Consider the following 23,385-nt stretch of genomic DNA (forward strand, 5'->3'; position numbering starts at 1 on the left):
GCCCCTGCCCGCCGCCCGGCCCCCAGCACCGTCGAGCAGCCATTTACCGACGTGGCTCCGCCCGCTGCCAAGCCCCAGAACAACCGTCCGGCCCGCGAGCCGCGCCGCGAAGCTGCCGCTGCCGTGGCCCCCGCGCCGGTTGCAGCCGCCACGGCCGCAGCCCCCACCGTCGAGATTCTCGACCCAATCGAAGGCCTGGCCCTGGTGCCCGCCAGCGATGCCACCGGAGCCGTGCTGGCCGATGCGCCTGCCGCTGCCGAGGTGGCCGCTGCGCCGGCTGCCACAGAAGCCCCTGCCACCACTGAAACCAACAACGGTGCCCGCCCCGAGCGCCCGCGCCGCGAGCGGGTAGACCGTGCCGGCCGCCCCATCACCGAGGAGCGCGCCGCCGAGATGGCCGCTCAAAAAGCCGCCGAAGCCGCCGCTGCCGCCGAAGCCGCTGCCGCCAAAACTGCTGAAAACGGCACTGATAACCGGGATAACGGCCGCGAAAACCGCCGCGAATTCGGCGGCAACGGCTTTGGCGAGCGCCGCGAAAACCGCGCCGACCGCTTCGAGCGCGACAACCGCGACCAGCGCCCCGCCCGCGACAACCAGCCGCCGCGCGATAACCAGCCGCCCCGCAACGACCAACCCCGCGATGGCCAGAACCTGACCCGCGAGGAGCGCTACGCCCAGCGCGAGCTTCAGCGCCAGCAGCGCCGCCAGAATCCCGACGGTACGCCGCGCACCGACCAGCCCCAGGGCCAGAACCAGAACCAAGGCCAGAATCAGAACCAGCAGCAGCGTCCTCAGCGCCAAGACCTGGATTTGGTGGTGCCCGGCGGTGGCACGTTTGAGCTGATGCCCGATGGCGGCTATGGCTTCCTGCGCTCGCCCTACTACAACTACCTCAGCTCGCCCGATGACGTGTATGTGTCGCCGCAACAGGTGAAGCAGTTTGCCATGAAGGCCGGCGATACCGTGGTGTGCACCATTCGGCCGCCGCGCGAGGGCGAGAAATACTTCGCTCTGGTGGGCGTGGAAAGCATGAACGGCCGCACCGTGGAGGAAGTCCGCGACCGGGTGCCGTTCAGCCACCTCACCCCGCTGTTTGCCGATTCGAAGTTCAAGCTCAGCACCAAGCCCACGCAAATCAGCACCCGCGTGCTCGACTTGTTTGCCCCCATCGGCAAGGGCCAGCGCGGCCTGATTGTGGCCCAGCCCAAAACCGGCAAAACCGTGCTGCTCCAGGAAGTAGCCAACTCCATTGCCGAAAACCACCCCGAGGTGTACCTCATGGTGCTGCTCATTGACGAGCGCCCCGAGGAAGTAACCGACATGGCCCGCACCGTGAAAGCCGAAGTGCTCAGCTCGACCTTCGACGAAACGGCCGACCGCCACGTGAAAATCGCCGAAATGGCCCTCGACAAGGCCCGCCGCCTGGTAGAATGTGGCCACGACGTGGTGATTCTGCTCGACTCCATCACCCGCCTGGCGCGGGCCTACAACACGGTGCAGCCCAGCTCGTCGCGCATCCTCTCGGGTGGTATCGACGCCGGGGCGCTGCAGAAGCCCAAGCGCTTCTTCGGCGCGGCCCGCAACGTGGAGGGCGGCGGCTCGCTCACCATCATTGCCACGGCGCTGATTGAAACCGGCTCGAAGATGGACGAGGTTATCTTTGAAGAATTCAAAGGCACCGGCAACATGGAGCTGCAGCTCGACCGCAAGCTGGCCAACAAGCGCGTGTTCCCGGCCATCGACATTCCGGCTTCCGGCACCCGCCGCGAAGACCTGCTGATGAGCAAGGACGAGCTGAACCGCGTGTGGGTGCTCCGCAAATTCATGTCGGATATGACCGCCACCGAGGCCATGGAATTCCTCAAGGACCGCATCAAAGGCACCAAGGACAACGAAGAATTCCTGCTGGCCATGAACGGCTAAAACGCTGCAGTGAAGCCGTAGTAAAACAGGAAAAGCCCTGCTGATGTGTCATCAGCAGGGCTTTTTATTGGCCGCTGGCCAACTTTCGCCGTAGCAGCGGGTTGCTTTTCGAGTATGCTAAAAAACAAGAAATTCCTGGCCGGTATCGGCGTCGTGCTGCTGCTTATCTGGCTTATTGCGGATGCGGCCAGCGAGCCGGGGGTGCAGGACCTGCAAGGTGGTTTTCAGGAGGTGGCCCTGTACCGCAACGAAAACAATACCGGCCCCATCCAACGCATATACGCGGTGACGGTGGCCGACCCCACGCGCTGGGCCGAGATGCAGCAGTACGGCCAATACATGCCGCATACCAAGTACGGCAATACGCGGGTGTACTTTTTTTCGGCTGACCGCCCGGCTCCCACGCAGGTGCAGCCGGGGGCGCAGCCCTTCGCGCCCGCGTTCCGGACCAACTGCCTGGCAGTGTTTGAAAAAGACCTGATGGGGGCCGTCAGCTTTAAAAAGCAGCCCTTTTTGTAGCTTTCACAATGGCTGATTGGGGCCCGCTGCCCGGCTATTTTTGTTGTAGATTAACATACCCGTATAATGACTCCTGACGCGCCCGCCGCCAACCTGCCCGAACTGCTCTACATTCAGGACCCGCTCTGCGGCTGGAGCTACGGCATGAGCCCGGTTATCAACCGGATTCAGCAGGAATTTGCGGGGCGCGTGGATGTGGCGGTGCTGTGCGGCGGCATGGTGAAGGGCGAGGACGTGGAGCCGATTTCCGACACCTGGCAATACCTGGAACAGTCGCTGGCCGAAGTCGAAAAAGTGACCGGGGTGCCGTTCGGGGCGGCTTTTAAAGCCCTGGGCGAAGCCGGCGACTACCGCTACGACTCCGAGCCGCCCAGCCGGGCCATTGGCACGTTTCGCCACCTCACCCAGGACCCGGCCCGCGCCGTAGCCTTTGCCCAGGCCGTGCAAACGGCACTGTTCCGCGACGGCCAGGACCTGAACGACCCGGCCACTTACAACGCCCTGCTGGAGCTGTTTGGCGTCGAGGGGGCGGCCTTCCAGGAGCGGTTTGCCGCGCCGGAAGCCGCCCGCGCCACGCAGCAGGAGTTTGCGGCCGTGGCCCGCATTGGCATCGAAGGCTTCCCTACGGCCGTGGTGCGGATTGGCGAGCAGGGCTACGTGCTGGCGCGCGGCTACCAGCCGTACGAGCAGCTGCGGGCGGGGCTGGAGCTGCTGTTGCAGCAGGAAGGCGCGTAGAGACGCATCCCGGCGTCTCATCATTAGCCGATGGCCTTTCGGACGGCGCGCCCGACGAGGCGCAAATAAGCGTCCCTACATCACCCTGACTACCTGCTTTTTCAGCGGCGACCACGCGATGCCGCGTCGGTCCTCCTTGCCCTTGAGGTAGCCGAACCGAATGGCGTCGGGGCGCTGCTGCAAGTCGGCCCAGGTAGCGCGGTCCAGGTTTTCGAGGCCGGCGGGGAAAGCCGCATTCTTGGCTACGGCGGGCGCGTGAAACTGCGCGGGCTGGAAAAACTGGTCGATGCGCTTCAGCACGAAGGCTTCGCGCTCGGCGCGGGTGGCGGTGGGGTTTTTTAGCTCATACACCAGCGCTGCTTCGAGGTCGGGCTCGGTCAGCATTTCGCGGAAGATAACCTGGCCGCTGGGGTCGGTGATGGTGAATTCGCCGGTGCCTTCCAGCACCGATTTGCCCCGAAAAACCAGCTTGAATGAATCGGCCGGGCCTTTGGGGTTGCTGAAATTATGTTTGGCGCGGGCCGTGCGCAGCGTGTCGCTCACCGCCGAAACGGCTTTGGTGTGGGCGGTATCGGGCGGGGGCAGGGCTGCCGTGTCGGCCTGCACGGCGGGTGGGGCGGGCTGTTCAGCCGGGCGTGATGCCGGGCTTTCGCTCACCGTCGAAGGAGTGGAGTTGCAGGCCGCGAGCAGCGGCAGCAGGGCAAGCCAGGAAAAGCGCATGGGAGCAGGATTTAGAAATGAACTCCCCGCTAGTACGGCCCCACGGGCTTGCTGAGTTGCGTGCCGGCCGGCTCAGCAGGGCCTCAGCGCCACAGCAGCATGGCAATAAAGGCGGCGCTCAGGCACAGCGACGATACCTGATTCATGCGCATGGTGTGCTCAAAATCGGCCGCCGCTTCGTCGTGCCATACCGCCCAGGCCCAGCGGCCAAACAGCAGCACCACCGGCCCCGTGGCCACCAGAAAAATCAGCAGCGGACGGATTTCCTGCCGCAGCCAGTAGGCCAGCCCCAGCGCCGCCGCGCCCGCCAGCAGGCCCACGGCCGCGAAAATAAACGTGCCCCGAATGCCCAGCCGCAGGCTCAGCGTGCGGTCGCCGCGCCGGGCATCTTCCTCGTGCTGATATACTTGCGTGAGCGGATAGGAGCCGCACAAGAACAAGGTGCTGACCAGCGCCAGCAGCAGGTTGGTGTTTTCAAAAAGCTGGCCGGCCGTAGCGCCCACGCCCACCTGCGTCATCAGCAGCGTGAAAGCGCCCTGGAACACCACCACCACCAGCGTGCTCAGCAGCGGGTACTTCTTGAGCCGGATGCCTTCGTAGCTATACGCCTTCGAGACCAGCAGGTACACCACCACCAGCGCAGCAAACGGCCCCGATAGCAGGGCCGCGCCCGCCACGGCCAGCGCATCGAACAGCCACACAAGGTGCAGCAGCTCCGGCGTTACTTTGGGCGGCGCTTTGAGGCCGCCGATGCTGCCCTCGTCCTTGTCGTAGTAGGAATTGTAGCCGTTGGAAGCCGGGTAGGCCAGCAGGTGCAGCACCACAAACACGCCCGCTGCCCGCCACCCGCTCCAGGGCCCGCGCAGGGCACTCAGCCCAAACCAGAATACCGGCATGAGGTACACCGAAAACGGGATGCGCAGCAGCGGCAGGGCTTTTCGATAAGCAGTTAGCATGTAGCGCGACCTGTGTGGCTCGCGTTCCGGAACGACAGCCGTGGCCACGGCGCGGGGACGCGAGCTGCAAAGGTCGCGCTACTTCGGCCTACTTCGGCCAGCCCACCAGATACGTCACCTGCGGGCCCCACCAATGCCGCTTCTTGCCGGCCTGCCAGCTGAAGTGCCTGCCTGGGTCGGCGGCGTGGGCCAGGGCCAGCAGCTCGGCGGGCGAGTACATGCGCAGGACCGACACAATGCCATCCCAGATGGTGCACAGCGGAATCAGCGGAACCAGGTAGGTGAAAACCAGCCGGCTAAACCGGAAGGGCCGAAAAAACGGGGTAAGCAGCAGCTGCGCCACCGGCAGCACCGTGCCGGCCAGCAGCAGCTCGCCCCAGTGCTTGCCCGCCCCCTCAAAGACCCCAATGCCGGTGCCGGCCCGCACGGCATCGCGCAGAAGTGCCTGGGCAGCGGCGGGTGGGAAGTGGTGGAAGGCCGAAAAGATGGTGCGAAAGCCCGCAAGCTGCGGCGGCACGGCCAGCGCATCCACCGGTTCGCGGGCAAAGCCGATGGCTCCGCGGGTGCGCTGCACAATATCGGCCCAGGCCGTGGGCTGGGGGTACAGGTCGGTGAGGAGGATGGTGGCCATGGGCTGGCCATGGGCGCGCAGGGCCGTCAGCACGGTTTCGGTGCCGCCGCCGGCGCCCGCCCCCAGTTCCAGTACCCGGGTCTGGCCGGTGCGGGCGAGGCCTTCGGCCAGCAGCGGCACAATGGGCCGGTAAGTGCCCAGCGCCGAAATCATAAACCGCAGGTAATCCATCATCCCGGCCCGAATGACGGCCGGAAACCACGGCAAATCTTCAAACTCAAACAGTCGCAGGCGTAAGCGCATGCCCGTTTCATACGTGCCAATGCCCGTGCCGGACGCCCCCCTCGCGAAAGCAGGCCTAAGGAAACCGACCTAGTGGGCCAGCCCAGAAAACTTCATCTGTACGCGCCGATTGCCGCGGCTATAACGCACCATAACCTGCGAAAACGAATGCTGCGGCAGCTGATTGGGCCGGTAAGCCCACATCACGGCCAGTACCGTGGCTACCAGGTAAGGCTGTGAAATGCTCAGCAGGCTGCTGATTGGGCCGATGGGCAGCAGGATTAGGAGCAGATAGCTGCTGGCGGCATACCCCAGCACCACCACCGCCAAAGCCATGAAGCGGCAGCTCCAGCCGGTGCAGTAGCGCTGCGCCACGGCAAACAGCGGAATGGCCAGCGGCACGGCCGCCAACGACAACAGGGCCGCCATCACCCCAATAATCAGCGGCACTACGATATCGGAGGGCGAGTCGCGGCAGAAGTCCAGCACCAGCCAGGAGGTGCCGCCCAGGTTGGTAAGTAGCCAGATGCGAAGGGTGCGGGCGGTAGCGGTGGTTTGAGGAAAAGTTGACATAGCGTGCATGAGTTAAGGAGTGAAGGGTAATTCATTCCCAGCAATGCTGTGGCTTGTCGCTACGCAGCTATCGGGGGAACTTGTGCCAGCTACGAATCATTGTAAATGAGCGGTTTGCATGGAATGTAATTATATTTTTGGGAAGTTCTGCTCTCAAATTGGTATTGAAAACCCACCAGTTCCAGGACCAGCTAGCCGACTGATTTTGAGTTGATTTGGGCTGAACCTGTCTGTGTGTAGTCTTCGGCGAAAAACCGGCTGTCCCGGTTTGAGACAGCTAGTTGCCCGGTGGCTCGTTCAGAATCAGCATATTCCAGCGCATCAGAACGGCCACCAGCACCGCGGCTACGCCCCACGGCCACGCCGCCCCCGGCCCCAGCCACGTCAGCAGCGGCCACACCAGCCCATTGGCCAGCCCGAATAGCGCCAGCATGCCGCCGAATAGCCACAGCCAGCGGCCAAATGCCGGCCATTGCGGCCCGCGTTCGGCCAACTGCTGCAGCAATAGCTTGTTCAGCGGCACCAAAACCCCCGAAACGCCCGCCGCTACTGCCGTAGAAACTCCCAGGTAGCACCAGTCGCTGAAATGCACCGTGCCCTGGTAGATGGCATAGAACGCGCTGCCGAGCAGGAGGGAGAGCAGCCATTGGCGCATGAACAGCTTGGGATTATTCACCGCTATTGCTATGAAGCAAGACCATTACCGGCCTTGAATAGCCAACGCCGATATACAATAGCCACCGACAGATAAGCCGCTGCCAGATAGGGCGATGTGAGAGCCAGCAAGTCGAGAAAGCCGCTAAATGAATTTGTACTTGATACAATAAAAGCAGAAGGAAATGCCCATAAAGTAATGGTTCCAAAAAATATTAATATAGAGCGTCTTATTGGCTTGAGGGGTAATGCAGCAGTAAACAGAAACGCGGCGAATGGGATTGTAAGCACAGAAGCAAAAGCCGACAGCAAGAAAGCAGCTATGCTCGTGAATAGTCCGTTAGAAAATTGGCTTGGGCTGTCAGTAAATACTGGATAGCTTATCCACCAACAACTCCCTATTAAACAGGTTGTGAGCCATAAATACAGGCCTCGTAGCCAAGAGTTGAAATAGTGAGGTGAGTGGTAGTCCATAAAATTTGGTTGACGCATTGCAAACATACCAATTCTTTTCTTCAACTTTGCAACACAAAGCACTTCGATACTTATGAAGCCCGCCGCCTCGCCCGACCCGCTCGCCCAGCTTACCGAAATCCGCGCCATCATGGAGCGCAGCTCGCGCTTTTTGTCGCTCTCGGGCCTGAGTGGGGTAGGGGCGGGCGTGGTGGCGCTGCTGGGCTCGGCGGCCGGGCACTTCTACCTGCAAAGCGAGTTTCCGGACGGCTACCTGCGCCTGATGAAGGCCTCGGAAGCCGAGCGGCAGGCGGCGCTGCCGTTTCTGCTGCTGCTGGCCGGCGGCATGATTGGGGCGGCGCTGCTGGTGGCGTTTTTCTTCACGCAGCGGCGCACCCGCCGCGCCGGCCAGACGCTGTGGAGCAGCCCGGCGCGGCGCCTGGCGGTGGCGCTGGCGGTGCCGCTGGTGGCGGGCGGGCTGTTTTGCCTGCGCCTGTACCTGGGCGGCGATGCCGGCATGGTGGTGCCCGGCCTGCTGGTCTTTTATGGCCTGGCGCTGCTCAACGCCAGCAAGTACACGCTGGACGAAATTCGCTGGCTGGGCCTCACGCAAATCGGCCTCGGGCTGCTGGCCATGCTGCAACCCGGCTGGGGCTTGATTTACTTTGCGCTCGGCTTTGGCCTGGGCCACATCGGCTACGGCCTGCTGATGTACAACCGCTACGAGCGGCCGGGCGCGGCCGATGCGTCGGCCCAATCCGCAGTTCCCTCGTCGTGAAGCACCTCATCCACACCCTCAACAAGGCCTTCGACCACCGCGTGCGCCTCGGCGTGATGGCCGTGCTGCTGGCCAACGAGTCGGTGAGTTTCAACGACCTCAAAGAAGCCCTCGACCTCACCGACGGCAACCTCGCCAGCCACGTCGCCGCCCTCGAAAAAGCTGAATACGTACTGGTCAGCAAACAATTCATCGGTAAAAAACCCAACACCACCTACACCGCCACCGCTGCCGGCAAAGCCGCGTTTCAGGAGCATCTGGCCACGCTGGAGAAGCTGCTGCGGGGGTAGACCCCTCGGTCATCCTGAGCGGAGCGAAGGACCTTATCACCGAAGAACGATTTGCAGTAATTCCTTCGGTGCAGATGTGAGAAGGTCCTTCGCTCCGCTCAGGATGACAGTTAAAATTCAGCTCTCTTTTTTTGCCCATATACTTTGAATCACAAAGTTCTTTAATATGCGCGTCAAACTCATCCTGCCCGCCCTCACCGAAGCTACCAGCCCGTATTGGCGGCCCATCAAGTATTCGTTGTTTCCGCCGCTGGGGCTGGCCACGCTGGCGGCCTACCTGCCCGCACACTGGGAGGCCGACATGCAGGACGAGCACGTGGAGACGCTGAATATCAACGATGCGCCCGACCTGGTTATCATTCAGGTGTACATCACCAATGCCTACCGAGCCTACGAGCTGGCCGACCACTACCGCGCCCGCGGCGCCTATGTGTGCCTGGGCGGCCTGCACGTCACGAGCCTGCCCGACGAAGCCGCGCCGCACGCCGACAGCATCTTTCTGGGGCCGGGCGAGGAGATTTTTCCGCAGTTTCTGAAGGACTGGCAGGCGGGGCGGGCGCTGCCGCGCTACGTGTCGGGCGCGGGGCGCACGCTGGTGGGCATTCCGCCCATCCGGCGCGATTTGATTAAGCGGGAGCGCTACCTCGTGCCCAATTCCATTGTGGTGACGCGCGGCTGCCCGCACCATTGCGACTTCTGCTATAAAGATGCCTTTTTTGAGGGCGGCAAGGGCTTTTACACCCAAACCGTGGACGATGCGCTGGCCGAAATCGACCGCCTGCCGGGCCGCCACCTCTACTTCCTCGACGACCATCTGTTGGGCCACACGCGCTTCGCCGCCGGGCTGTTTGAGGGCATGCGCGGGATGGGGCGGCTGTTTCAGGGCGCGGCCACCGTGGACAGTATTCTGCGCGATAATGGCTTGCTGGAAAAGGCGGCGCAGGCGGGTTTGCGCAGCTTGTTTGTGGGGTTTGAAACGCTGAGCCCGGTGAACCTGAAATCCAGCAACAAGCCCCAGAACCTGGGCCGCGACTACGCCGCCGCCATGCAGCGGCTGCACGATTTGGGCATCATGGTGAACGGCAGCTTCGTGTTTGGGCTCGACGACGACCGGCCCGACGTGTTCCGGCGCACGGTGGACTGGGCCGTGGGTCAGGGCATTACCACGGCCACCTTCCACATTGCCACGCCGTACCCCGGCACAGCCCTGTTCCAGCGCATGGAAGCCGAAAACCGCCTGCTGCACCGCCGCTGGAACGAGTACGATACTCGTACGGTGGTGTGCCAGCCGGGGCCGCACCTCACCGCCCGCCAGCTCAAGGAAGGCTACGATGGCGCCTACCGCGACTTCTACTCCTGGAGCAACATCACCAAGGCCAGCCTCGTGCACGACACCCTGCGCCACCAGCTCAAGCACTTCGCCTACGCCGGCGGCTGGAAAAAATTCGAGCCCCTCTGGAATTTCATGATAAATTCCCGCCACCTCGACTCGATGCGCCCACTGCTGGAAGCCATTCTGAGCAAGGTGCGCGGCAAGGAGGGGAAAGGTGGAACGGCTGCTATTGCCCAGCCAGCGAATGATTCTGAGATGCTGATGCCGCTTCCGGTTATTCAGCGGTAAAAGAAAAATTAGCAACAATGGGAATAACAACAGTTAAAAAATCTGTCACGCCAAGACAATGGCTGGTTCATAGTATCGGCTGGACAGTAGGAAGTCTAGCGGGTTGGGTGCTATTAATGAGTAGTTTATGGTATGAGCAAATTGGTGGCACGGCAAGCTTGGTAATGAGCTTCGGTGGTGCCTTTATCACCCATTCATTGATATGGTGGAAAGCCGTGGACGGCAGTTGGTGGAGGCATGATGTAGGGCTAGATGAGCTATTGGCATTCGGGGTTGCCAAGCTTTGGCTCATGGTCCTGCTGGTTTTTCAGATTGGCTGCTTGTTTCTACTGCTTTCATTGTTGGGGCTGCTTTTTGGCAACAGCGAAGGGGGGAATTGGGGAAGTCCAAAGACGTAAAAACCTAAGTACAGCATACATCAGCCAAAGAAACCAATGACCTTCACCGACATCAAAACCTACTTCCAGGCCAACCGCAGCCAGCGCGCCGCGCTGCCCTGGGAGACCTCGCAGCCGCTTACGCCGGCCGAGCTGCGCGCCGTGCGCTCGTCCCTCCAAACCTTCCAAAGAGGGGAGGGGACCGGCGGCGACCACCTCATGGAGCTGGCCCGGCAGTACGGCGTGCCCGACTACGCGGCGGCCATGCAGCTGTTCATTGCGGAAGAGGAGGGCCACGCCGCCATGCTGGGGCGGTTTATGGACCAGCAGCACATTCCCCAGCTGCAAACGCACTGGATGCACGAGGTTTTCCGCACCTTGGGCCGGCCGCTGGGCCTGGAGCACATGGTGCGCGTGATTCTGACGGCTGAGACGGTGGCGGCCGTCTACTACCGGGCGCTGGCCGAGGCCACGGGCTCGGACCTGCTGCGGCAGATTTGCCGGCGCATCCTGCACGATGAGGAAATGCACCTCGCGTTTCATTGCGTGGCCATTCGGCAGTGGTCGTTTGGGCGCGGGCGGCTGAGCGTGTGGCTATGGCGGCAGTTCTATCGGGGGCTGATGGCCGGCACGGCGCTGGTGGTTTTTGCGGCCAGCGGGCGCACGTTTCGGGCCGGCGGCTATGGCTTTGGGCGCTTCTGCCGGGCCATTGCGGCCGAGTATGCCCGGCTGGAGCGCATGCAGCGGCCGCTGGGCACCCTGGCCCTGCGTACCGAGGAGTTTGCCGGGCCGGAATGGCAACCCCGGGCCGCTGCCGGGCCGCAATGCCCGCCCCCAAACGTCCCGGAACCGCAAGCCGCACTGCTGCCGCTTGCGCAAGGGCCGCAACAGGCCAGCAACTCTTTTTTTGCTCATAAACTTTGAAATACAAAGCACTTTAATAAATCTCGAAATCATGAATCCTACCGCCGAATCTGCGGAGCAGTGGCCCCTGGACCACGCCACTTTTGCCCAACCTGCCGTCACCCCGCTCACGGCCATTCAAAAACTGCTGCTGCCCCTGGGCGTGGTGCTGTTCGACTGGCTGTTCTGGCGCGAGAACGGCGGCCTGAACATGCTGGTGTTTACCGTTTTCATCGTCGTGGCGCAGCTGCTGATGCTGCCGCGCCACGCCCCGGCGCGGCGCTCGGGCTACTTCTGGCTGATGGTGGCCGGCAGCCTGTTTGGCGGCGCCATGATGGCCGTGTACGGCTCCGGCGTGGCCGCGCTGGCCTGCATGGTCTCGCTGCTGATGCTGCTGGGCTACCTCAATCAGCCCCACCTGAAGCTGGTGCTCTACGCCCTGCTCACGGCTGCCAACAGCGTGGCGCAGGCCTGGCTGCGGGTGCTGCGCAGCATCCGCGCGCCCCGCAATACCGGCGTGGGCGCCCGCCGCAGCTGGTTCTACGGCCGCTTGCTGCTGGTGCCGCTCGCGATTCTGGGCGCGTTTCACCTGCTGTTTGCCGTGGCCAACCCGCGCTACGAGGCCCTGAGCAGCCGGGCGCTGGCCATGCTGGGCAACTGGCTGGCCATGCTGCTGCCGGATATTTCCTTCGCCCACTTCCTGTTTTTCCTGCTGGGCTTTGTGGTCACGGCCGGGGCTGTGGTGGCGGTGCCGGTGTATGTGTTTGCCGACCACGAGTCGCGCTTCGGCGAGTTTGTGCGGCGGCAGCGCGACCGGGTGGCCTCCTTCGGCGTGCGCCGGCCCGATTTCCGCTGGAAAACAACCAAGGCGCTCGACCTGCGCAAGGAGTTTCTGGCCGCCGTGGCCGTGTTCGGGCTGGTGAACGTGCTGCTGCTGGCCGTCAATGCCATCGACATCAACTGGCTGTGGTTCGGCTTTGTGCCCGCCAAAGGGTTCGACCTGGCCCAGTTCGTGCACGAGGGCACGTATGTGCTCATTTTCAGCATCCTGCTGGCCATGGGCATCGTGCTGTGGTTTTTCCGCCGCAACCTCAATTTCTACCAGCCCGGCCTGCCTTGGCTGCGCTGGGGCGCCACGGTGTGGGTGCTGCAAAACGCGGTGCTGGCCGTGTCGGTGGGCCTGCGCAACTACTATTACATCCTCAACAGCGGCATTGCCTACAAGCGCATCGGCGTGTGCTTTTTCCTGCTGCTGGTATTTTTTGGGCTGGCCACGGTGCTGCTCAAAATCTGGCAGCGGCGCTCGGCCTACAGCCTCATCCGGCTCAACGGGCTGGCCGTGTACGCGGTGCTGCTCCTGCTGGCCGCCGGCAACTGGGAAGTTTGGATTGCCAAATACAACCTCCAGCCGCGCTTCCGCAACATCGACATCGGCTTTCTGCTCGATATGCCCGGCCGCGTGCTGCCCGAGCTGCTGGCCCATCGCGCCCAGCTGGCCCAGACGCCCAGCCTCACCACCGAGGATGAATACGGCCAGGCCAAACCCATCGCGGCCGCCGAGGCCCAGGCCCGCATCGATGCCGCCGTGCTGGCCTGGAAAGCGCATTACGCTGCCAACCCCGACTGGCAGGGCTTCACCTACGCCGACTGGCAGGCCAGCCAGCAATTGAGCGGCCATGATTAAAGCCACCGCTCCCGACTTGAGCCATCCCCATTCCCTGGACCAATGGCTTTGGCGCAGTATGACCGGGGGAACAGTGTGTGTTGCCGGATGTCTGATATTCTGGCAGCACTGCGTGGCAAACACGCTGGCATTTGCTCCCGGTCTTGGAACATCAATCCAGGGGATTGCGGCCCGCGACTTAACGGCAGGAGCCACCATCTTGGTAATCGTCAGCTCATTGGTGTTCAGATTGTTGGCTGTAGGCGGATTTGAGCCTGTTTACCAGCGCACGAAGCACCACAATTCCAACCCGCTGAACCGTGCTGCCTATGCCTGGTGGGTGGTAGCCAAAGCCCTGATGGCCTGCTGGATTATCGTGGATGTGCTGCTGGTGCTGGGCTGCCTCCTGAGCCTGAGCGGCGAAGGCCGTCGCTGGGACTAACACAACCCTTTTTCTTACCCATGACTCCTCTTCCCCAATTCGCTCTCACTTTCCTCGGCGTGCTGTTCTGCATCGGCGATGTGGCCGCGCTGGGCCTGCTGCTCACCTGGCAGGAGCGCGCCCCCTCGCCCGACGTGCGCTGGCGGCGGCTGGTGCGCGGCGTGCTGCCCGCCACGGCCGTGCTGCTGGGCCTGCTGCTGTTGGCTTTCACCCAGGTAATGCTGCTGTGGGCCGGCCAATAACCTTTTAACCAATGCGTAACCCAAACCTTGTTTCGATGCAACGCTGGTCGCTGCCGTGTCCGGTGGTGCCGGCTCGGCTCTGGGGCACGGCCGCCGCCGGCACGGTGGCCATCGCCAGCCTGGTTTTTGACCAGGAAATCTGGCCGCATCATCCGCAGGCCCGGCAGTGGAGCTGGCTGGCGCTGGCGCTCCTGCTGCAAGCCGGCGCGTTGCAGGTGATTGTCGTTTTATGGGCCTGGCCCACTGCCTTTTCCGGCCCGGGCTGGATGCGCCTGCTGCTGCGTGCCGTGGTGCTGGCCGCCATCATGGGCATTGCGGTAATGCAGATGTGGGCGTTGTGCATCAGCTTTCTGGTACTGGCCAGCAGCTAGCGGCATGCGCAAAAGACTCGAATTGGGACAAAGTCAGCCAACATTCGTTAATTCATTTTCGAAGATAAAATCAGATTATTCCGATAAGAGCTTGTCGGATGCGAAATGCTGATTTGTTGCTGATTCGCTTCTGTATCAATCAATAAAATTGATAATGACAGAGGCGCATCTTTGCGAAAATGATGGATTATCAAGTTAATTGTTTAGTTTGGCACCCGGTAAGGCTTCCCATAGTGAGAATAGCCTGTGATGCCCTTCTAACTGTTTGCTTCGCATGGCTCGTACGCTGCTCCTGGTTGTGCTTTTCATTGCCCTGCTCCTGGAGTTAGCACTGACGGGCGGTGCATTTTTCGCCCCGGCTTTCACCCTCATCAAATTCGGGGTGAAATACGGCCCCGAAACGGCTTTTCTGACCTACATCCTGGGCTGGCTGCTGGGGTTTGTGTCGCTGGCGGCGCTGGTGGCCTTATCACAGGTGTGGCAGCGGCAGCGCAGCTACACGGCCTGGTGCTACTCGCTCGGAATTTGGTGGATAGGCATCGGCATCGGTATTTACTACACCTTCGGCAAGCCCGACAATCTGCTGCTCGATTCCGTAAAAGGAATCCTCATCGTGGTGCTCACCTGGCGCTGCCAGGCCACCCGCGTGATGTCGCGCCGGTACTAGCGGTTAGTCAGTATCTTGGCGCTCTCTAGGTTCCCACTGCTTCTGCCTGCGCCATGCCCACTTCGCACCTGCACTCACTGCCCACCGCTCCGAAACTCTCGCGCTTTGGCCGCGCCCTGGCGGCCGTGCAAGTGCTGAAGGAAACCCTGAGCATCGTCTTCCTGGGCTGGCCCCTGGTGACGGAGCTGGCGCGGGAGGCTCCCTTAATTCTGCTGTCGGCCCTGCCCGGGGTGGTGCTCTACCTGCTGCACTGGCAGCTGGCTTTGGGCCGCGTGGGGCGCATGTTTGCGGCCGTAGTGTGGGGCCTCACCCTGCTCGATGAGCTGTGGGGATGGTTGTTGTTTCGGGAACTGGAAGCCCCCACGCACGCCCAGATTCGCATGCTGCACTGGAGCTACTTCCTGGGCCTGGGCATTATGCTGCTGGCGCTGGGCGAGCTGGGCTGGCGCTGGCAGCGCCGCCGGGCCAAGGCCATGCGCAACGTGCACCACAAAGCCGTTTTGGCGGGCCGGCAGCGGCACTAGCGGTTGCCTGGGCGGTGCAGCCGTTTTGCGGCAACGGGCTTATGGCTGCCTTTTTGGGCGGGGGGCTTGGTATATTTGCCGTTCTTCGTGATGGGGCAAAGGCCCTGCTCTCCACTAGCTGCCTCGCATGGCCGATTCTAAAACGCCTTCTTCTGCCTCTTCTTCCGGCTCCAAACCCAAAGCGCCGCGTCGGCGCTGGCCCGTGCGGCTGGCCAGCTGGGCCTGGGTACTGTTCGGCTTCGTGGTGATTCTGTTTTTGGTGTACCCGTTTCTGGTGAGCACCAATTTCATGTTTCTGTTCGGCAAGTCGCCCAGCCTGGCCGATTTGGAAAACCCCAAAGTGGAGCAGGCGTCGGAAATCTATACCTCCGATGGCGTCCTCATCGGCAAGTATTTCCGCGAAAACCGCTCGCCGGTGCGCCTGCGCGAGATGTCGCCCATCCTCATCAAAGCCCTCATTGCCACCGAGGACGTGCGCTTCTACGAACACTCGGGCATCGACCTGCAGGCCGTGCTCGGCGGCGTGTTTTCCTCGGTGCGCGGCGAGAAGCGCGGCGGCTCCACCATCACCCAGCAGCTGGCCAAAAACCTCTACAAAATCCGCCGCCAGCAAAGCCGGGGCGCACTGGGCTACATTCCGGTGGTGAGCACCATCGTGGCCAAAACCAAGGAATGGCTCACGGCCGTGGACCTGGAGCAGCGCTACACCAAGGAAGAAATTCTGCGGATGTACCTCAACACCGTGGAGTACGGCTCCAGCGCCTTCGGCATCAAGGTAGCGGCCAAAACCTTCTTCAATACCTCGCCCGACAGCCTCCGGCCCGAGCAGGCGGCCATGCTGGTGGGCGTGCTCAACAACCCCACGGCCTACAACCCCAAGTTTCACCCGGCCGCCGCGCTGCGCCGCCGCAACGTGGTGCTCGACCGCATGGGCCAGGCCAAGGTGCTGCCCACCGCCGAAATCCAGGCCCTGAAAGCCCTGCCCATCGTGCTCGATTACCACGTCGAAAAGCACATCGACGGGCCCGATACCTACTTCCGCAGCGCCATCAGCCAGTACGTGGACGCGTGGTGCGACAGCACTGGCCACGACATGTACCGCGACGGCCTCAAAATCTACCTCAGCATCGACTCGCGCATGCAGGCCCACGCCGAAGAAGCCCTGCACGAGCGTATGAAGGCCCTGCAGCGCAGTTTTGACAACTTCTGGCGCAACAAGGGCAAAGACCCCTGGGTGGATGAGAAAGGCGAAGTCATTCCCGATTTCATCCTGACCCAGATGCGCCGCACCGAGAGCTACAAGAGCCTCGCCAACCGCTACAAAAACCAGCCCCAGCGCTTGGATTCGGCCCTGAACGCCAAGCGGCCGATGAAGGTTTTCACCTGGAAGCACGACGACAACGACACCACCCTCGTCATGTCGCCACTCGATTCGCTAGCCTATTACAAGCACTTCCTGCAATCGGGCATGATGACGATGGACCCATTCACGGGTTACGTTAAGGCTTGGGTGGGCGGGCTCGACTATCGCTTTTTCAAGTACGACCACGTGAAGCAGGGCAAGCGCCAGGCCGGCTCCACGTTCAAGCCTTTCGTTTATCTGACTGCTTTGGATAACGGCTACACGCCCTGCGACCGCATCCGCGACCAGCGCGTGACCATCAACTACGTCGAAAACGGCAAGCCTATGGAGTGGAAGCCCGACAACGTGACCCGCGAATACACCGGCATCAACATGACGCTGCGCCACGCCATGGCCCGCTCTGTGAACTCCGTGACGGCCCAACTGACCGAGAAAGTGGGCTGGGAAAACGTGGCCAAATACGCTCACAAAGTCGGCATCACCTCGCCCTTGCTGGCGGTGCCCAGCATCGGCCTCGGCTCAGCCGGCGACGTGAGCGTGTACGAAATGGTGGACGCCTACAGCACCTTCATGAACTCAGGTTTCCGCTCCGACCCGCGCCTCGTTACCCGCATCGAGGACCGCAACGGCAACGTCATCCAGCAGTTCGACCCCGTGCAGCACCGCGCCATTCCGGCCGAAACCGCCTGGCTGATGACCTACATGCTGCGCGGCGGCATGGAGGAGCCCGGCGGCACCTCCCAGGCCCTCTGGGACTTCGACCTCTGGCACAACGACAATCAAATCGGCGGCAAAACCGGCACCACCTCCAACTACTCCGACGGCTGGTACATGGGCATGACCAAGGACCTAATGACCGGCGTGTGGGTGGGCGGCGAAGACCGCAGCATCCACTTCACCGGCTCGCAGCAGGGCGAAGGCGGCCGCACCGCCCTGCCTATCTTCGGCAAATTCATGGAGAAAGTTTACGCCGATAAAGACCTCGGCTACACCTACGGCCACTTCCCGCAGCCCGCCACCAAAATCAGCAAGAAGTATAACTGCGTGTCGGAATCGGAGCCCCGCCGCCGCAGCGCCGCCGTCGATACCATCGCCGCCGACAACCTGCTGGAGCAGATGAACAGCGGCGGCAAAGTGCCGGATAGCCTGGGCGGGCGCTAGAAGTTGTTGCTAACTCGGAAGGCCCGGCGCCTACGCCCGTAGCTCACGCCAAACAGGCAGGTATTCAACTGGCAAAAGCTTTCTGGCCGCTTTCGCTTTCTCAGAATCCCCATCCATGTCCACATGCTCCAGGAAGGAAACGTAAAGTGCGTTTTCAGTAGAGCTATCCACTTTCTTGACTACGCTATGGAAAAAGCTGAAAAGCTTTTCCAATGCATCAAATCGACCATTTTGGATAAGCAAGTTGGCATACCTTGCCATGCAGCTTACCTGCAAATGGATGAGCCCGGTGTAATCCTCATCAAGTACTTCCTCCGCGATTTCAGGGAATTCCTCCGCTAGTAATTGAAGAAATGCTTTGCGTGAAAGCAAGGGCTGGACGATGATGAAATTCACTTTAGAGGCCATACATAGCGCATTACTTGGAACAGACTCAGGGTCCCAAGTTACAAACACACAGCTAGACCGAATCTCGGGCAGGTGGAGTAAATGCTTGCTCAACGAAGGCAATCGACGGGCTTCCAGAACTGCCGGATGCCGCGCCGGAGCCATCGGAACGTCCGCCGGGGCAATCGGAAGAGTTGCCGGGGCAATCGGAAGAGTTGCCGGAGGCAGCGGCTCCCCCGCCGGAGCCATCGGCAAGCTTCTGGAGCCGTCGGATGCCGCACCGGAGTCGTCGGAACGCTACTCCGCCGCGTACAGCGCCTCCAGCGCCTCCCGCAGCTTCGGATACTCAAACGTGAAGCCCTGCGCCAATACCTTTTGGGCGCTCACGCGCTGCGAAGCCAGCACAATCTCGCTCATCTCGCCCATGGCCAGCTTCAGGCCGAAGGCCGGCACTTTGGGTAGTATCAGCGGGCGGTGCAGCACCTCGGCCAGCACTTCCGTGAAGGCCTGGTTGGTGGCAGGGTAGGGGGCCACCGCGTTGTAGGTGCCGCGCCAGGCCGGGTCTTCCAGCATGGCGATGAACAGGCGGCAGATGTCGTCCAGGTGAATCCAGGACATGTATTGCTTGCCGCTGCCCAGCGCTGCGCCCGCGCCCAGCTTCACCGGCTTGGCAATCTGGGGCAGGGCCCCGCCCGCCGTGCTCAGCACCACGCCAATGCGCGGAATCACCGTCCGGATGCCCAGCGCCGCAATGGGCGCGGCCGCCAGTTCCCACTGGTTCGCCACATCGGCCAGAAAATCGTTGGTTGGCAGCGCCGGGGGCGTTTCCTCGGTCACCAGCTGGTCGCCGGCATCCCCGTAAATCCCGATGGCCGACGCCGAAATCACGGCCTGTACGTGGTGGCCGGGCTTGGCCAGCTCGCGCACCAGCAGCGCCAGCCCGCCCAGCCGGCTGGTCATTATGTCGTGCTTGCGCTCATCCGTCCATTTGCCGTCGCTCACGCTGGCCCCGGCCAGGCTCACGATGTAATCGGCATAAGGCACTGCCGCCTCGTCAATCGTCCCCGCCTGCGGGTCCCAGCGAAAGCTCTGGAAGTGGCTGTTTTTAGCGGGCTCCCGGCTCAGCAAGGCCACTTCGTAGCCGCTATCAATCAGCATTTCGGCCAAACGGGAACCAATAAGCCCGGTGCCGCCGGTAATGAGAACCTTCATGTTTAAGGATTAGTGGTGAGCGGTCAATGATTAATCGGTTTCGATGCACTGTTGGTTAATCGTACGAACGAACAACATTAACCATTATCCACTAATCATTAACCGCTACTTGCCGATTTGGCGCAGAAACTCGCCGCGCAGCGCCTCATCCGTTGCAAAGCGGCCGCTATACTCACTGGTCAGCGTCGAACTGCTGGTATCGTTCACGCCCCGGCTCATCACGCACAAATGGTCGGCCTCGATGAGCACGGCCACGTCGTCGGTGCCCAGGCTCTGCTTCAGCTCCTCCGAAATCTGGCGCGTGAGGCGCTCCTGCACCTGCGGGCGGCGGGCATAGTACTGCACCACCCGGTTCAGCTTGCTCAGGCCCACCACGTGGCTGCCCGGCAGATACGCCACATGGGCCTTCCCGATAATCGGCACAAAGTGGTGCTCGCAGCACGAAAACAGCGTAATGTCGCGCTCCACCAGCAGCTGGTGGTAGTCGTAGCGGTTTTCAAACAGGCGCACATCGGGCCGGTTTTTCGGGTCGAGGCCCTTAAACCATTCCTGCACGTACATCTTGGCCACGCGGCGCGGCGTGCCCGCCAGACTGTCATCGGTCAGGTCGAGGCCCAACTCGCGCATAATGGCCTCAAAATGGCCGCTGATGGCCACAATCTTGTCTTCTTCAGAACGAGTGAAAGCATCGTCGCGAAGCGGCGTGCGCAAGCCCGCAGGCAAGTGGGCATCGGTAGCCGAAGCCGGGCCGGAAGGGTTATCCATGATATTCTACAAAGTTACGGTCCGTTTCATAAAGCGTGACCGAAAGCGCAAGGTCCGCGTCCAGGTGCGGACGCAGGCGCTGCCAAATTACCACGGCTATGTTTTCGGCCGTGGGGTTGAGGTTCTTGAACTCCGCCGTGTCGAGGTTCAGGTTGCGATGGTCGTAGCGACTCAGCACTTCCTGCTTAAGCAGGTCACTCAATCGTTTGAGGTCGTAAACATAGCCCGTTTCGGGGTCGACTTCACCGGTCAGCCGCACCAGCAAATTATAATTATGGCCATGATAGTGCGGGTTGTTGCACTTGCCAAACACGCGTTGGTTTTCTGCATCGTCCCAAGCGGCGTTGTGCAGGCGGTGGGCAGCGTTAAAGTGCTCGGTACGGCAAATGGTTACTCGCATAAGTGGCTACAACCTGTTTTGCGGCTTCTTTGTTACGTCACGAAGCGCAAAATCATCGGCTATAAATTTTTGACAATAAAAATTTTGTAGAATTAAAAAGATTGACAATTGGATTAAAAGAACAAAAGCAGGCTTATTGCAAAAAAAAGTTGGCGCGGGCAGAAGTTGGATAGAATAAAGGTCCTAAATTTGAAAAGCCGGACAACGGACCCTTACCCCACCGCATTTTAATCGTCTTCTCCTAACGCTCTCATTAGTTGTTATTACCATGAAACGTAGCTTACTCATTCTATTCCTTGTATGCCTGGCATCCCTGGGCGTTTATGCACAGAAATCCCCTGTTGATGAGGCAGATAAGTCCATCAATAGCATCCCCCGTAAAGGCCAGCAGGTGAGCATGCAGCTCGACAACCGCAAGGTGGAAGCTTCCTGGCTGAAACAGCTGAACGACAAGTTCGGCAGCAAGGTGAAGAACAACAAAGGCGTCATCACGCTGGACGGCGTTGTAATCGAAGAAATTGCACCTAACCCCATCCGCGTTATCAGCAAAGTGGATGCTACGCCCACCGGCACCACCGTGTGGTGGAGCATCGACCTCGGCAACGCCTACCTCGGCAAAGACGCCACGCCGGTGCAGTGGAAATCGGCCGAGAAGTACCTGAAGGACTTCGCCCGCATGATGTACCGCGAAGACCTGGTGTCACAGATTGCCGAGGCTGAGCGCGCCTTGGTAGCCTCGCAGAATAACCACATGGCCGTTATCGAAAAAGCCAACAACATCAAGAAGGACATCGAAAAGAACAAGGCCCGCAAAATCGAAATCCAGCAGATGCTGGCTGCCAACGCGGCTGAACTTCAGCAGTTCAACAACCTCATCGACCTGAACCTGAAAGAGCAGGAAGCTGCCCGGGGCGACATTGTGAACATGCGCGTGGCCCTCGAAGCCGTGAAAGACCGCATGAACAAGATTGAGTAATCGAACCTCTTCCGGTTGCAAATAAAAAGCCCGGCCGTTTCGGCCGGGCTTTTTATTTGGCCCGCGGCACCAACCCCACAGCCGGAACTACGTTTGGTAAAGCAGGCTGCATTTAATCAGCCACTTACCAAACCCACCCATCCATGGAAAAGACCGAAGTTCAACACCAGGTACACCTCGACAGCGCCATTCACCTGCTAACCGGCGACCTGACGCAGGAAGCCGACCGCGCCGGCCTCGATAATCATTTCCAGCGCTGGATTGAGGACCTGAAAGCAGCCAACAACCCCGCTTTTCATCAGTTGGTGGTCGATTTGCAGGCGCTGAAAGCTCACTTCGGCAGCGGCACGCTGGATGTGGATACCATTGCCCCGCTACTGGCTCGCCTGGGCACCGCCACTACGCAGGCCGCTAACTTTGCTGAAGGCAATACCGCGCCCCGCGTTGCGAAGCTGGGCGAAGTGCTCACGGCGGTAGCGCAGCAGCTTAAAGGCGGTGCCACCACACCCGATGGCAACGTGCCGCAGGATATGTCTTCGCACTAATTCCCGGTAACTAAGGACTAAGCTAAAAAAGCCGGCCCCACGCATGGGGCCGGCTTTTTTTATGGTTGGCAACCCGATGGGTGCGCTAAAGCTTACGCTTTGGCAGCTACGTTCAGGCGACGCTCTTTGATACGAGCCTGCTTGCCCGACAGGCCGCGCAGGTAGAACAGACGGGCGCGACGTACTTTACCGCGACGCACTACCTCGATTTTGTCGATGTTGGGCGACAGCAGGGGGAAGATGCGCTCGGTGCCGATTTGGTTCGAAATCTTGCGAACGGTGAACGTTTCGCCGTTCGAGCTGGGGTTGCGGCGCTGCAGCACCACGCCCTGGAACTGCTGGATGCGCTCCTTGTTGCCCTCGCGGATTTTTACGTGCACGTTAATCGTGTCGCCGGCGGCAAAGTCGGGAAAGCTGGCGCGGCGCTCCTGCGATTCGGCCTGGATAAAGTCAAGTAGTACGCTCATGGCTGAGAAAATTGCGAAAGACGGCGCCGCCGTCGGGAATTAGTATTTTATCGAAACGGAGCGCAAAGATAGCGCTTTCCGTTGAGGTTAGCAAGCAGTTTGTAGAACATGCCTCAGCTTGTTCGCTGATTTGCTGTTAATTCTAAAGAAGAGCAGGGGAAAGCGGGTTCTAAGTAAGCAAATCGGGCCGGCGAGCCTGCGTGCGGGCCAGTGCCTGCTCGTGTCGCCACTCTTCGATTTTAGGCGTATTGCCCGACAGCAGGATTTCCGGCACGGCCTGACCGCGCCATTCGGCCGGGCGCGTGTAGATGGGCGGAGCCAGCAAATCGTCCTGAAAAGAGTCGGACAAGGCCGATTCCTCGTTGCCCAGCACGCCGGGCAGCAGGCGCACCACGGCATCGACCAGAATGGCCGCGCCCAGCTCGCCACCGCTCAGCACGTAGTCACCCACGCTGATTTCGTGGGTGATGTAGGTCTGACGGATTCGCTCGTCGATGCCCTTGTAATGGCCGCAGAGCATGATGATGTTCTGCATGAGCGAGAGGCGGTTGGCCAGCGGCTGGCGCAGGGTTTCGCCGTCGGGCGTGAGGTAGATGACGGCGTCGTAAGTGCGCTCGGCCATCAACTCATCCATCCAGGCGGCAATGGGCTCTACGCGCAGCACCATGCCGGCTCCGCCACCAAACACGAAATCGTCAATCTGGCCGTGCTTGTTGATGGCCCGGTCGCGCAGCTGGTGCACGTGGATTTCGGCCAGGCCCTTGTCCTGCGCCCGCTTCACAATGGAGTGCGCAAATGGGCTTGCCAGCAGCTCCGGCAGGCAGGTGAGGATGTCGATTCTCATA

29 protein-coding genes are annotated in these 23,385 nt (G+C 61.2%); 18 read left to right on the plus strand and 11 right to left on the minus strand.

Translation table 11 applies throughout. From position 1 onward, the window contains the following. Positions 1 to 393: 393 nt before the first annotated feature. From rho to ACYVHT_RS21470, 3 genes are all read left to right on the plus strand, one after another. The gene (gene rho / locus ACYVHT_RS21460; protein WP_460557185.1) at positions 394 to 1,923 is read left to right on the plus strand and encodes a transcription termination factor Rho; all 1,530 of its coding nucleotides are present in this window, start codon (positions 394 to 396) and stop codon (positions 1,921 to 1,923) included. A 114-nt stretch (positions 1,924 to 2,037) separates the two neighbouring features. Beyond that, positions 2,038 to 2,442, plus strand: coding sequence for a hypothetical protein (locus ACYVHT_RS21465; protein ID WP_460557103.1), 405 nt, complete (start codon positions 2,038 to 2,040; stop codon positions 2,440 to 2,442). A 66-nt stretch (positions 2,443 to 2,508) separates the two neighbouring features. Next, positions 2,509 to 3,177 (plus strand): DsbA family protein, encoded by a 669-nt coding sequence (locus ACYVHT_RS21470; RefSeq protein WP_460557105.1) that lies wholly within the window; start codon positions 2,509 to 2,511, stop codon positions 3,175 to 3,177. A 75-nt stretch (positions 3,178 to 3,252) separates the two neighbouring features. Here the strand turns inward: ACYVHT_RS21470 and ACYVHT_RS21475 are convergent, their stop codons facing one another. The 5 genes from ACYVHT_RS21475 to ACYVHT_RS21495 all read right to left on the minus strand — a co-directional run bounded on the left by ACYVHT_RS21475 (position 3,253) and on the right by ACYVHT_RS21495 (position 6,955). After that, on the minus strand, positions 3,253 to 3,897 hold the full coding sequence (locus ACYVHT_RS21475; protein ID WP_460557107.1) for a hypothetical protein: 645 nt from the start codon (positions 3,895 to 3,897) through the stop codon (positions 3,253 to 3,255). Positions 3,898 to 3,980: 83 nt separating this feature from the next. After that, on the minus strand, positions 3,981 to 4,853 hold the full coding sequence (locus ACYVHT_RS21480; protein ID WP_460557109.1) for a UbiA family prenyltransferase: 873 nt from the start codon (positions 4,851 to 4,853) through the stop codon (positions 3,981 to 3,983). An 88-nt stretch (positions 4,854 to 4,941) separates the two neighbouring features. Next, the gene (locus ACYVHT_RS21485) at positions 4,942 to 5,727 is read right to left on the minus strand and encodes a class I SAM-dependent methyltransferase (protein ID WP_460557111.1); all 786 of its coding nucleotides are present in this window, start codon (positions 5,725 to 5,727) and stop codon (positions 4,942 to 4,944) included. A gap of 69 nt (positions 5,728 to 5,796) precedes the next feature. Next, a complete protein-coding gene (locus ACYVHT_RS21490; protein WP_460557113.1) occupies positions 5,797 to 6,279 on the minus strand; it encodes a hypothetical protein in 483 nt (160 codons plus the stop codon). A gap of 277 nt (positions 6,280 to 6,556) precedes the next feature. Continuing rightward, entirely contained in the window at positions 6,557 to 6,955 is a 399-nt protein-coding gene (locus tag ACYVHT_RS21495) for a hypothetical protein (protein ID WP_460557115.1), read from the minus strand. A gap of 96 nt (positions 6,956 to 7,051) precedes the next feature. On the opposite strand from ACYVHT_RS21495, the gene ACYVHT_RS21500 reads away from it, so the two are divergent. The 13 genes from ACYVHT_RS21500 to ACYVHT_RS21560 all read left to right on the plus strand — a co-directional run bounded on the left by ACYVHT_RS21500 (position 7,052) and on the right by ACYVHT_RS21560 (position 17,788). Further along, complete coding sequence (locus ACYVHT_RS21500; protein ID WP_460557117.1) at positions 7,052 to 7,312, plus strand: hypothetical protein; 261 nt, start codon at positions 7,052 to 7,054, stop codon at positions 7,310 to 7,312. Between the two features lie 168 nt (positions 7,313 to 7,480). Next, the gene (locus ACYVHT_RS21505) at positions 7,481 to 8,164 is read left to right on the plus strand and encodes a hypothetical protein (RefSeq protein ID WP_460557119.1); all 684 of its coding nucleotides are present in this window, start codon (positions 7,481 to 7,483) and stop codon (positions 8,162 to 8,164) included. After that, entirely contained in the window at positions 8,161 to 8,454 is a 294-nt protein-coding gene (locus ACYVHT_RS21510) for a winged helix-turn-helix domain-containing protein (RefSeq protein ID WP_460557121.1), read from the plus strand. The genes ACYVHT_RS21505 and ACYVHT_RS21510 overlap by 4 nt, the downstream gene beginning before the upstream one ends. 166 nt (positions 8,455 to 8,620) lie before the next feature. Next, positions 8,621 to 10,075, plus strand: coding sequence for a B12-binding domain-containing radical SAM protein (locus tag ACYVHT_RS21515; protein WP_460557123.1), 1,455 nt, complete (start codon positions 8,621 to 8,623; stop codon positions 10,073 to 10,075). A gap of 17 nt (positions 10,076 to 10,092) precedes the next feature. Beyond that, complete coding sequence (locus ACYVHT_RS21520; protein ID WP_460557125.1) at positions 10,093 to 10,473, plus strand: hypothetical protein; 381 nt, start codon at positions 10,093 to 10,095, stop codon at positions 10,471 to 10,473. Positions 10,474 to 10,509: 36 nt separating this feature from the next. Next, positions 10,510 to 11,376 carry a ferritin-like domain-containing protein gene (locus tag ACYVHT_RS21525; protein WP_460557127.1) on the plus strand — a complete coding sequence of 289 codons (867 nt, stop codon included), beginning with the start codon at positions 10,510 to 10,512 and terminating at the stop codon, positions 11,374 to 11,376. Between the two features lie 31 nt (positions 11,377 to 11,407). Then, a complete protein-coding gene (locus tag ACYVHT_RS21530; RefSeq protein WP_460557129.1) occupies positions 11,408 to 13,039 on the plus strand; it encodes a DUF4153 domain-containing protein in 1,632 nt (543 codons plus the stop codon). After that, positions 13,032 to 13,460 (plus strand): hypothetical protein, encoded by a 429-nt coding sequence (locus tag ACYVHT_RS21535; RefSeq protein ID WP_460557131.1) that lies wholly within the window; start codon positions 13,032 to 13,034, stop codon positions 13,458 to 13,460. The genes ACYVHT_RS21530 and ACYVHT_RS21535 overlap by 8 nt, the downstream gene beginning before the upstream one ends. A gap of 20 nt (positions 13,461 to 13,480) precedes the next feature. Beyond that, on the plus strand, positions 13,481 to 13,702 hold the full coding sequence (locus tag ACYVHT_RS21540; protein ID WP_460557133.1) for a hypothetical protein: 222 nt from the start codon (positions 13,481 to 13,483) through the stop codon (positions 13,700 to 13,702). Positions 13,703 to 13,737: 35 nt separating this feature from the next. Beyond that, on the plus strand, positions 13,738 to 14,073 hold the full coding sequence (locus ACYVHT_RS21545) for a hypothetical protein (protein WP_460557135.1): 336 nt from the start codon (positions 13,738 to 13,740) through the stop codon (positions 14,071 to 14,073). Between the two features lie 274 nt (positions 14,074 to 14,347). Next, on the plus strand, positions 14,348 to 14,740 hold the full coding sequence (locus tag ACYVHT_RS21550; RefSeq protein WP_460557137.1) for a hypothetical protein: 393 nt from the start codon (positions 14,348 to 14,350) through the stop codon (positions 14,738 to 14,740). A 53-nt stretch (positions 14,741 to 14,793) separates the two neighbouring features. Next, positions 14,794 to 15,264, plus strand: coding sequence for a hypothetical protein (locus tag ACYVHT_RS21555; RefSeq protein ID WP_460557139.1), 471 nt, complete (start codon positions 14,794 to 14,796; stop codon positions 15,262 to 15,264). 127 nt (positions 15,265 to 15,391) lie between these two features. Continuing rightward, entirely contained in the window at positions 15,392 to 17,788 is a 2,397-nt protein-coding gene (locus tag ACYVHT_RS21560) for a penicillin-binding protein 1A (protein WP_460557141.1), read from the plus strand. Between the two features lie 30 nt (positions 17,789 to 17,818). Here ACYVHT_RS21560 and ACYVHT_RS21565 read toward each other — a convergent pair whose 3' ends face one another. The 4 genes from ACYVHT_RS21565 to ACYVHT_RS21580 all read right to left on the minus strand — a co-directional run bounded on the left by ACYVHT_RS21565 (position 17,819) and on the right by ACYVHT_RS21580 (position 20,552). Beyond that, a complete protein-coding gene (locus ACYVHT_RS21565) occupies positions 17,819 to 18,196 on the minus strand; it encodes a DUF7674 family protein (protein WP_460557143.1) in 378 nt (125 codons plus the stop codon). 276 nt (positions 18,197 to 18,472) lie between these two features. After that, the gene (locus tag ACYVHT_RS21570; RefSeq protein ID WP_460557145.1) at positions 18,473 to 19,387 is read right to left on the minus strand and encodes an epimerase; all 915 of its coding nucleotides are present in this window, start codon (positions 19,385 to 19,387) and stop codon (positions 18,473 to 18,475) included. Positions 19,388 to 19,492: 105 nt separating this feature from the next. Beyond that, positions 19,493 to 20,152: a GTP cyclohydrolase I gene (gene folE / locus ACYVHT_RS21575; protein WP_460557147.1), complete on the minus strand. Its 660-nt coding sequence runs from the start codon at positions 20,150 to 20,152 to the stop codon at positions 19,493 to 19,495. Continuing rightward, entirely contained in the window at positions 20,145 to 20,552 is a 408-nt protein-coding gene (locus ACYVHT_RS21580) for a 6-pyruvoyl trahydropterin synthase family protein (protein ID WP_460557149.1), read from the minus strand. The genes folE and ACYVHT_RS21580 overlap by 8 nt, the downstream gene beginning before the upstream one ends. 268 nt (positions 20,553 to 20,820) lie before the next feature. Here ACYVHT_RS21580 and ACYVHT_RS21585 point away from each other — a divergent pair, with 268 nt between their 5' ends. Beyond that, positions 20,821 to 21,528 (plus strand): hypothetical protein, encoded by a 708-nt coding sequence (locus ACYVHT_RS21585; protein ID WP_460557151.1) that lies wholly within the window; start codon positions 20,821 to 20,823, stop codon positions 21,526 to 21,528. Positions 21,529 to 21,671: 143 nt separating this feature from the next. Continuing rightward, positions 21,672 to 22,073 carry a hypothetical protein gene (locus ACYVHT_RS21590; RefSeq protein ID WP_460557153.1) on the plus strand — a complete coding sequence of 134 codons (402 nt, stop codon included), beginning with the start codon at positions 21,672 to 21,674 and terminating at the stop codon, positions 22,071 to 22,073. 92 nt (positions 22,074 to 22,165) lie between these two features. Here the strand turns inward: ACYVHT_RS21590 and rplS are convergent, their stop codons facing one another. Next, positions 22,166 to 22,540, minus strand: a complete 375-nt coding sequence (gene rplS, locus ACYVHT_RS21595) for a 50S ribosomal protein L19 (protein ID WP_460557155.1) — start codon at positions 22,538 to 22,540, stop codon at positions 22,166 to 22,168. 169 nt (positions 22,541 to 22,709) lie between these two features. Next, a complete protein-coding gene (gene trmD, locus ACYVHT_RS21600) occupies positions 22,710 to 23,384 on the minus strand; it encodes a tRNA (guanine(37)-N(1))-methyltransferase (protein WP_460557157.1) in 675 nt (224 codons plus the stop codon). Position 23,385 lies beyond the last annotated feature (1 nt).

This window comes from Hymenobacter daeguensis (assembly GCF_054780555.1).

Bases quoted from the DNA above. Each gene is read 5' to 3' on its own strand.
- rho (WP_460557185.1), top strand. From the start codon at position 394: ATGGCCGCTCAAAAAGCCGCCGAAGCCGCCGCTGCCGCCGAAGCCGCT.
- ACYVHT_RS21465 (WP_460557103.1), top strand. From the start codon at position 2,038: ATGCTAAAAAACAAGAAATTCCTGGCCGGTATCGGCGTCGTGCTGCTG.
- ACYVHT_RS21470 (WP_460557105.1), top strand. From the start codon at position 2,509: ATGACTCCTGACGCGCCCGCCGCCAACCTGCCCGAACTGCTCTACATT.
- ACYVHT_RS21475 (WP_460557107.1), bottom strand. From the start codon at position 3,897: ATGCGCTTTTCCTGGCTTGCCCTGCTGCCGCTGCTCGCGGCCTGCAAC.
- ACYVHT_RS21480 (WP_460557109.1), bottom strand. From the start codon at position 4,853: ATGCTAACTGCTTATCGAAAAGCCCTGCCGCTGCTGCGCATCCCGTTT.
- ACYVHT_RS21485 (WP_460557111.1), bottom strand. From the start codon at position 5,727: ATGCGCTTACGCCTGCGACTGTTTGAGTTTGAAGATTTGCCGTGGTTT.
- ACYVHT_RS21490 (WP_460557113.1), bottom strand. From the start codon at position 6,279: ATGTCAACTTTTCCTCAAACCACCGCTACCGCCCGCACCCTTCGCATC.
- ACYVHT_RS21505 (WP_460557119.1), top strand. From the start codon at position 7,481: ATGAAGCCCGCCGCCTCGCCCGACCCGCTCGCCCAGCTTACCGAAATC.
- ACYVHT_RS21515 (WP_460557123.1), top strand. From the start codon at position 8,621: ATGCGCGTCAAACTCATCCTGCCCGCCCTCACCGAAGCTACCAGCCCG.
- ACYVHT_RS21520 (WP_460557125.1), top strand. From the start codon at position 10,093: ATGGGAATAACAACAGTTAAAAAATCTGTCACGCCAAGACAATGGCTG.
- ACYVHT_RS21525 (WP_460557127.1), top strand. From the start codon at position 10,510: ATGACCTTCACCGACATCAAAACCTACTTCCAGGCCAACCGCAGCCAG.
- ACYVHT_RS21530 (WP_460557129.1), top strand. From the start codon at position 11,408: ATGAATCCTACCGCCGAATCTGCGGAGCAGTGGCCCCTGGACCACGCC.
- ACYVHT_RS21535 (WP_460557131.1), top strand. From the start codon at position 13,032: ATGATTAAAGCCACCGCTCCCGACTTGAGCCATCCCCATTCCCTGGAC.
- ACYVHT_RS21540 (WP_460557133.1), top strand. From the start codon at position 13,481: ATGACTCCTCTTCCCCAATTCGCTCTCACTTTCCTCGGCGTGCTGTTC.
- ACYVHT_RS21545 (WP_460557135.1), top strand. From the start codon at position 13,738: ATGCAACGCTGGTCGCTGCCGTGTCCGGTGGTGCCGGCTCGGCTCTGG.
- ACYVHT_RS21550 (WP_460557137.1), top strand. From the start codon at position 14,348: ATGGCTCGTACGCTGCTCCTGGTTGTGCTTTTCATTGCCCTGCTCCTG.
- ACYVHT_RS21555 (WP_460557139.1), top strand. From the start codon at position 14,794: ATGCCCACTTCGCACCTGCACTCACTGCCCACCGCTCCGAAACTCTCG.
- ACYVHT_RS21560 (WP_460557141.1), top strand. From the start codon at position 15,392: ATGGCCGATTCTAAAACGCCTTCTTCTGCCTCTTCTTCCGGCTCCAAA.
- ACYVHT_RS21565 (WP_460557143.1), bottom strand. From the start codon at position 18,196: ATGGCCTCTAAAGTGAATTTCATCATCGTCCAGCCCTTGCTTTCACGC.
- ACYVHT_RS21570 (WP_460557145.1), bottom strand. From the start codon at position 19,387: ATGAAGGTTCTCATTACCGGCGGCACCGGGCTTATTGGTTCCCGTTTG.
- folE (WP_460557147.1), bottom strand. From the start codon at position 20,152: ATGGATAACCCTTCCGGCCCGGCTTCGGCTACCGATGCCCACTTGCCT.
- ACYVHT_RS21580 (WP_460557149.1), bottom strand. From the start codon at position 20,552: ATGCGAGTAACCATTTGCCGTACCGAGCACTTTAACGCTGCCCACCGC.
- ACYVHT_RS21585 (WP_460557151.1), top strand. From the start codon at position 20,821: ATGAAACGTAGCTTACTCATTCTATTCCTTGTATGCCTGGCATCCCTG.
- ACYVHT_RS21590 (WP_460557153.1), top strand. From the start codon at position 21,672: ATGGAAAAGACCGAAGTTCAACACCAGGTACACCTCGACAGCGCCATT.
- rplS (WP_460557155.1), bottom strand. From the start codon at position 22,540: ATGAGCGTACTACTTGACTTTATCCAGGCCGAATCGCAGGAGCGCCGC.
- trmD (WP_460557157.1), bottom strand. From the start codon at position 23,384: ATGAGAATCGACATCCTCACCTGCCTGCCGGAGCTGCTGGCAAGCCCA.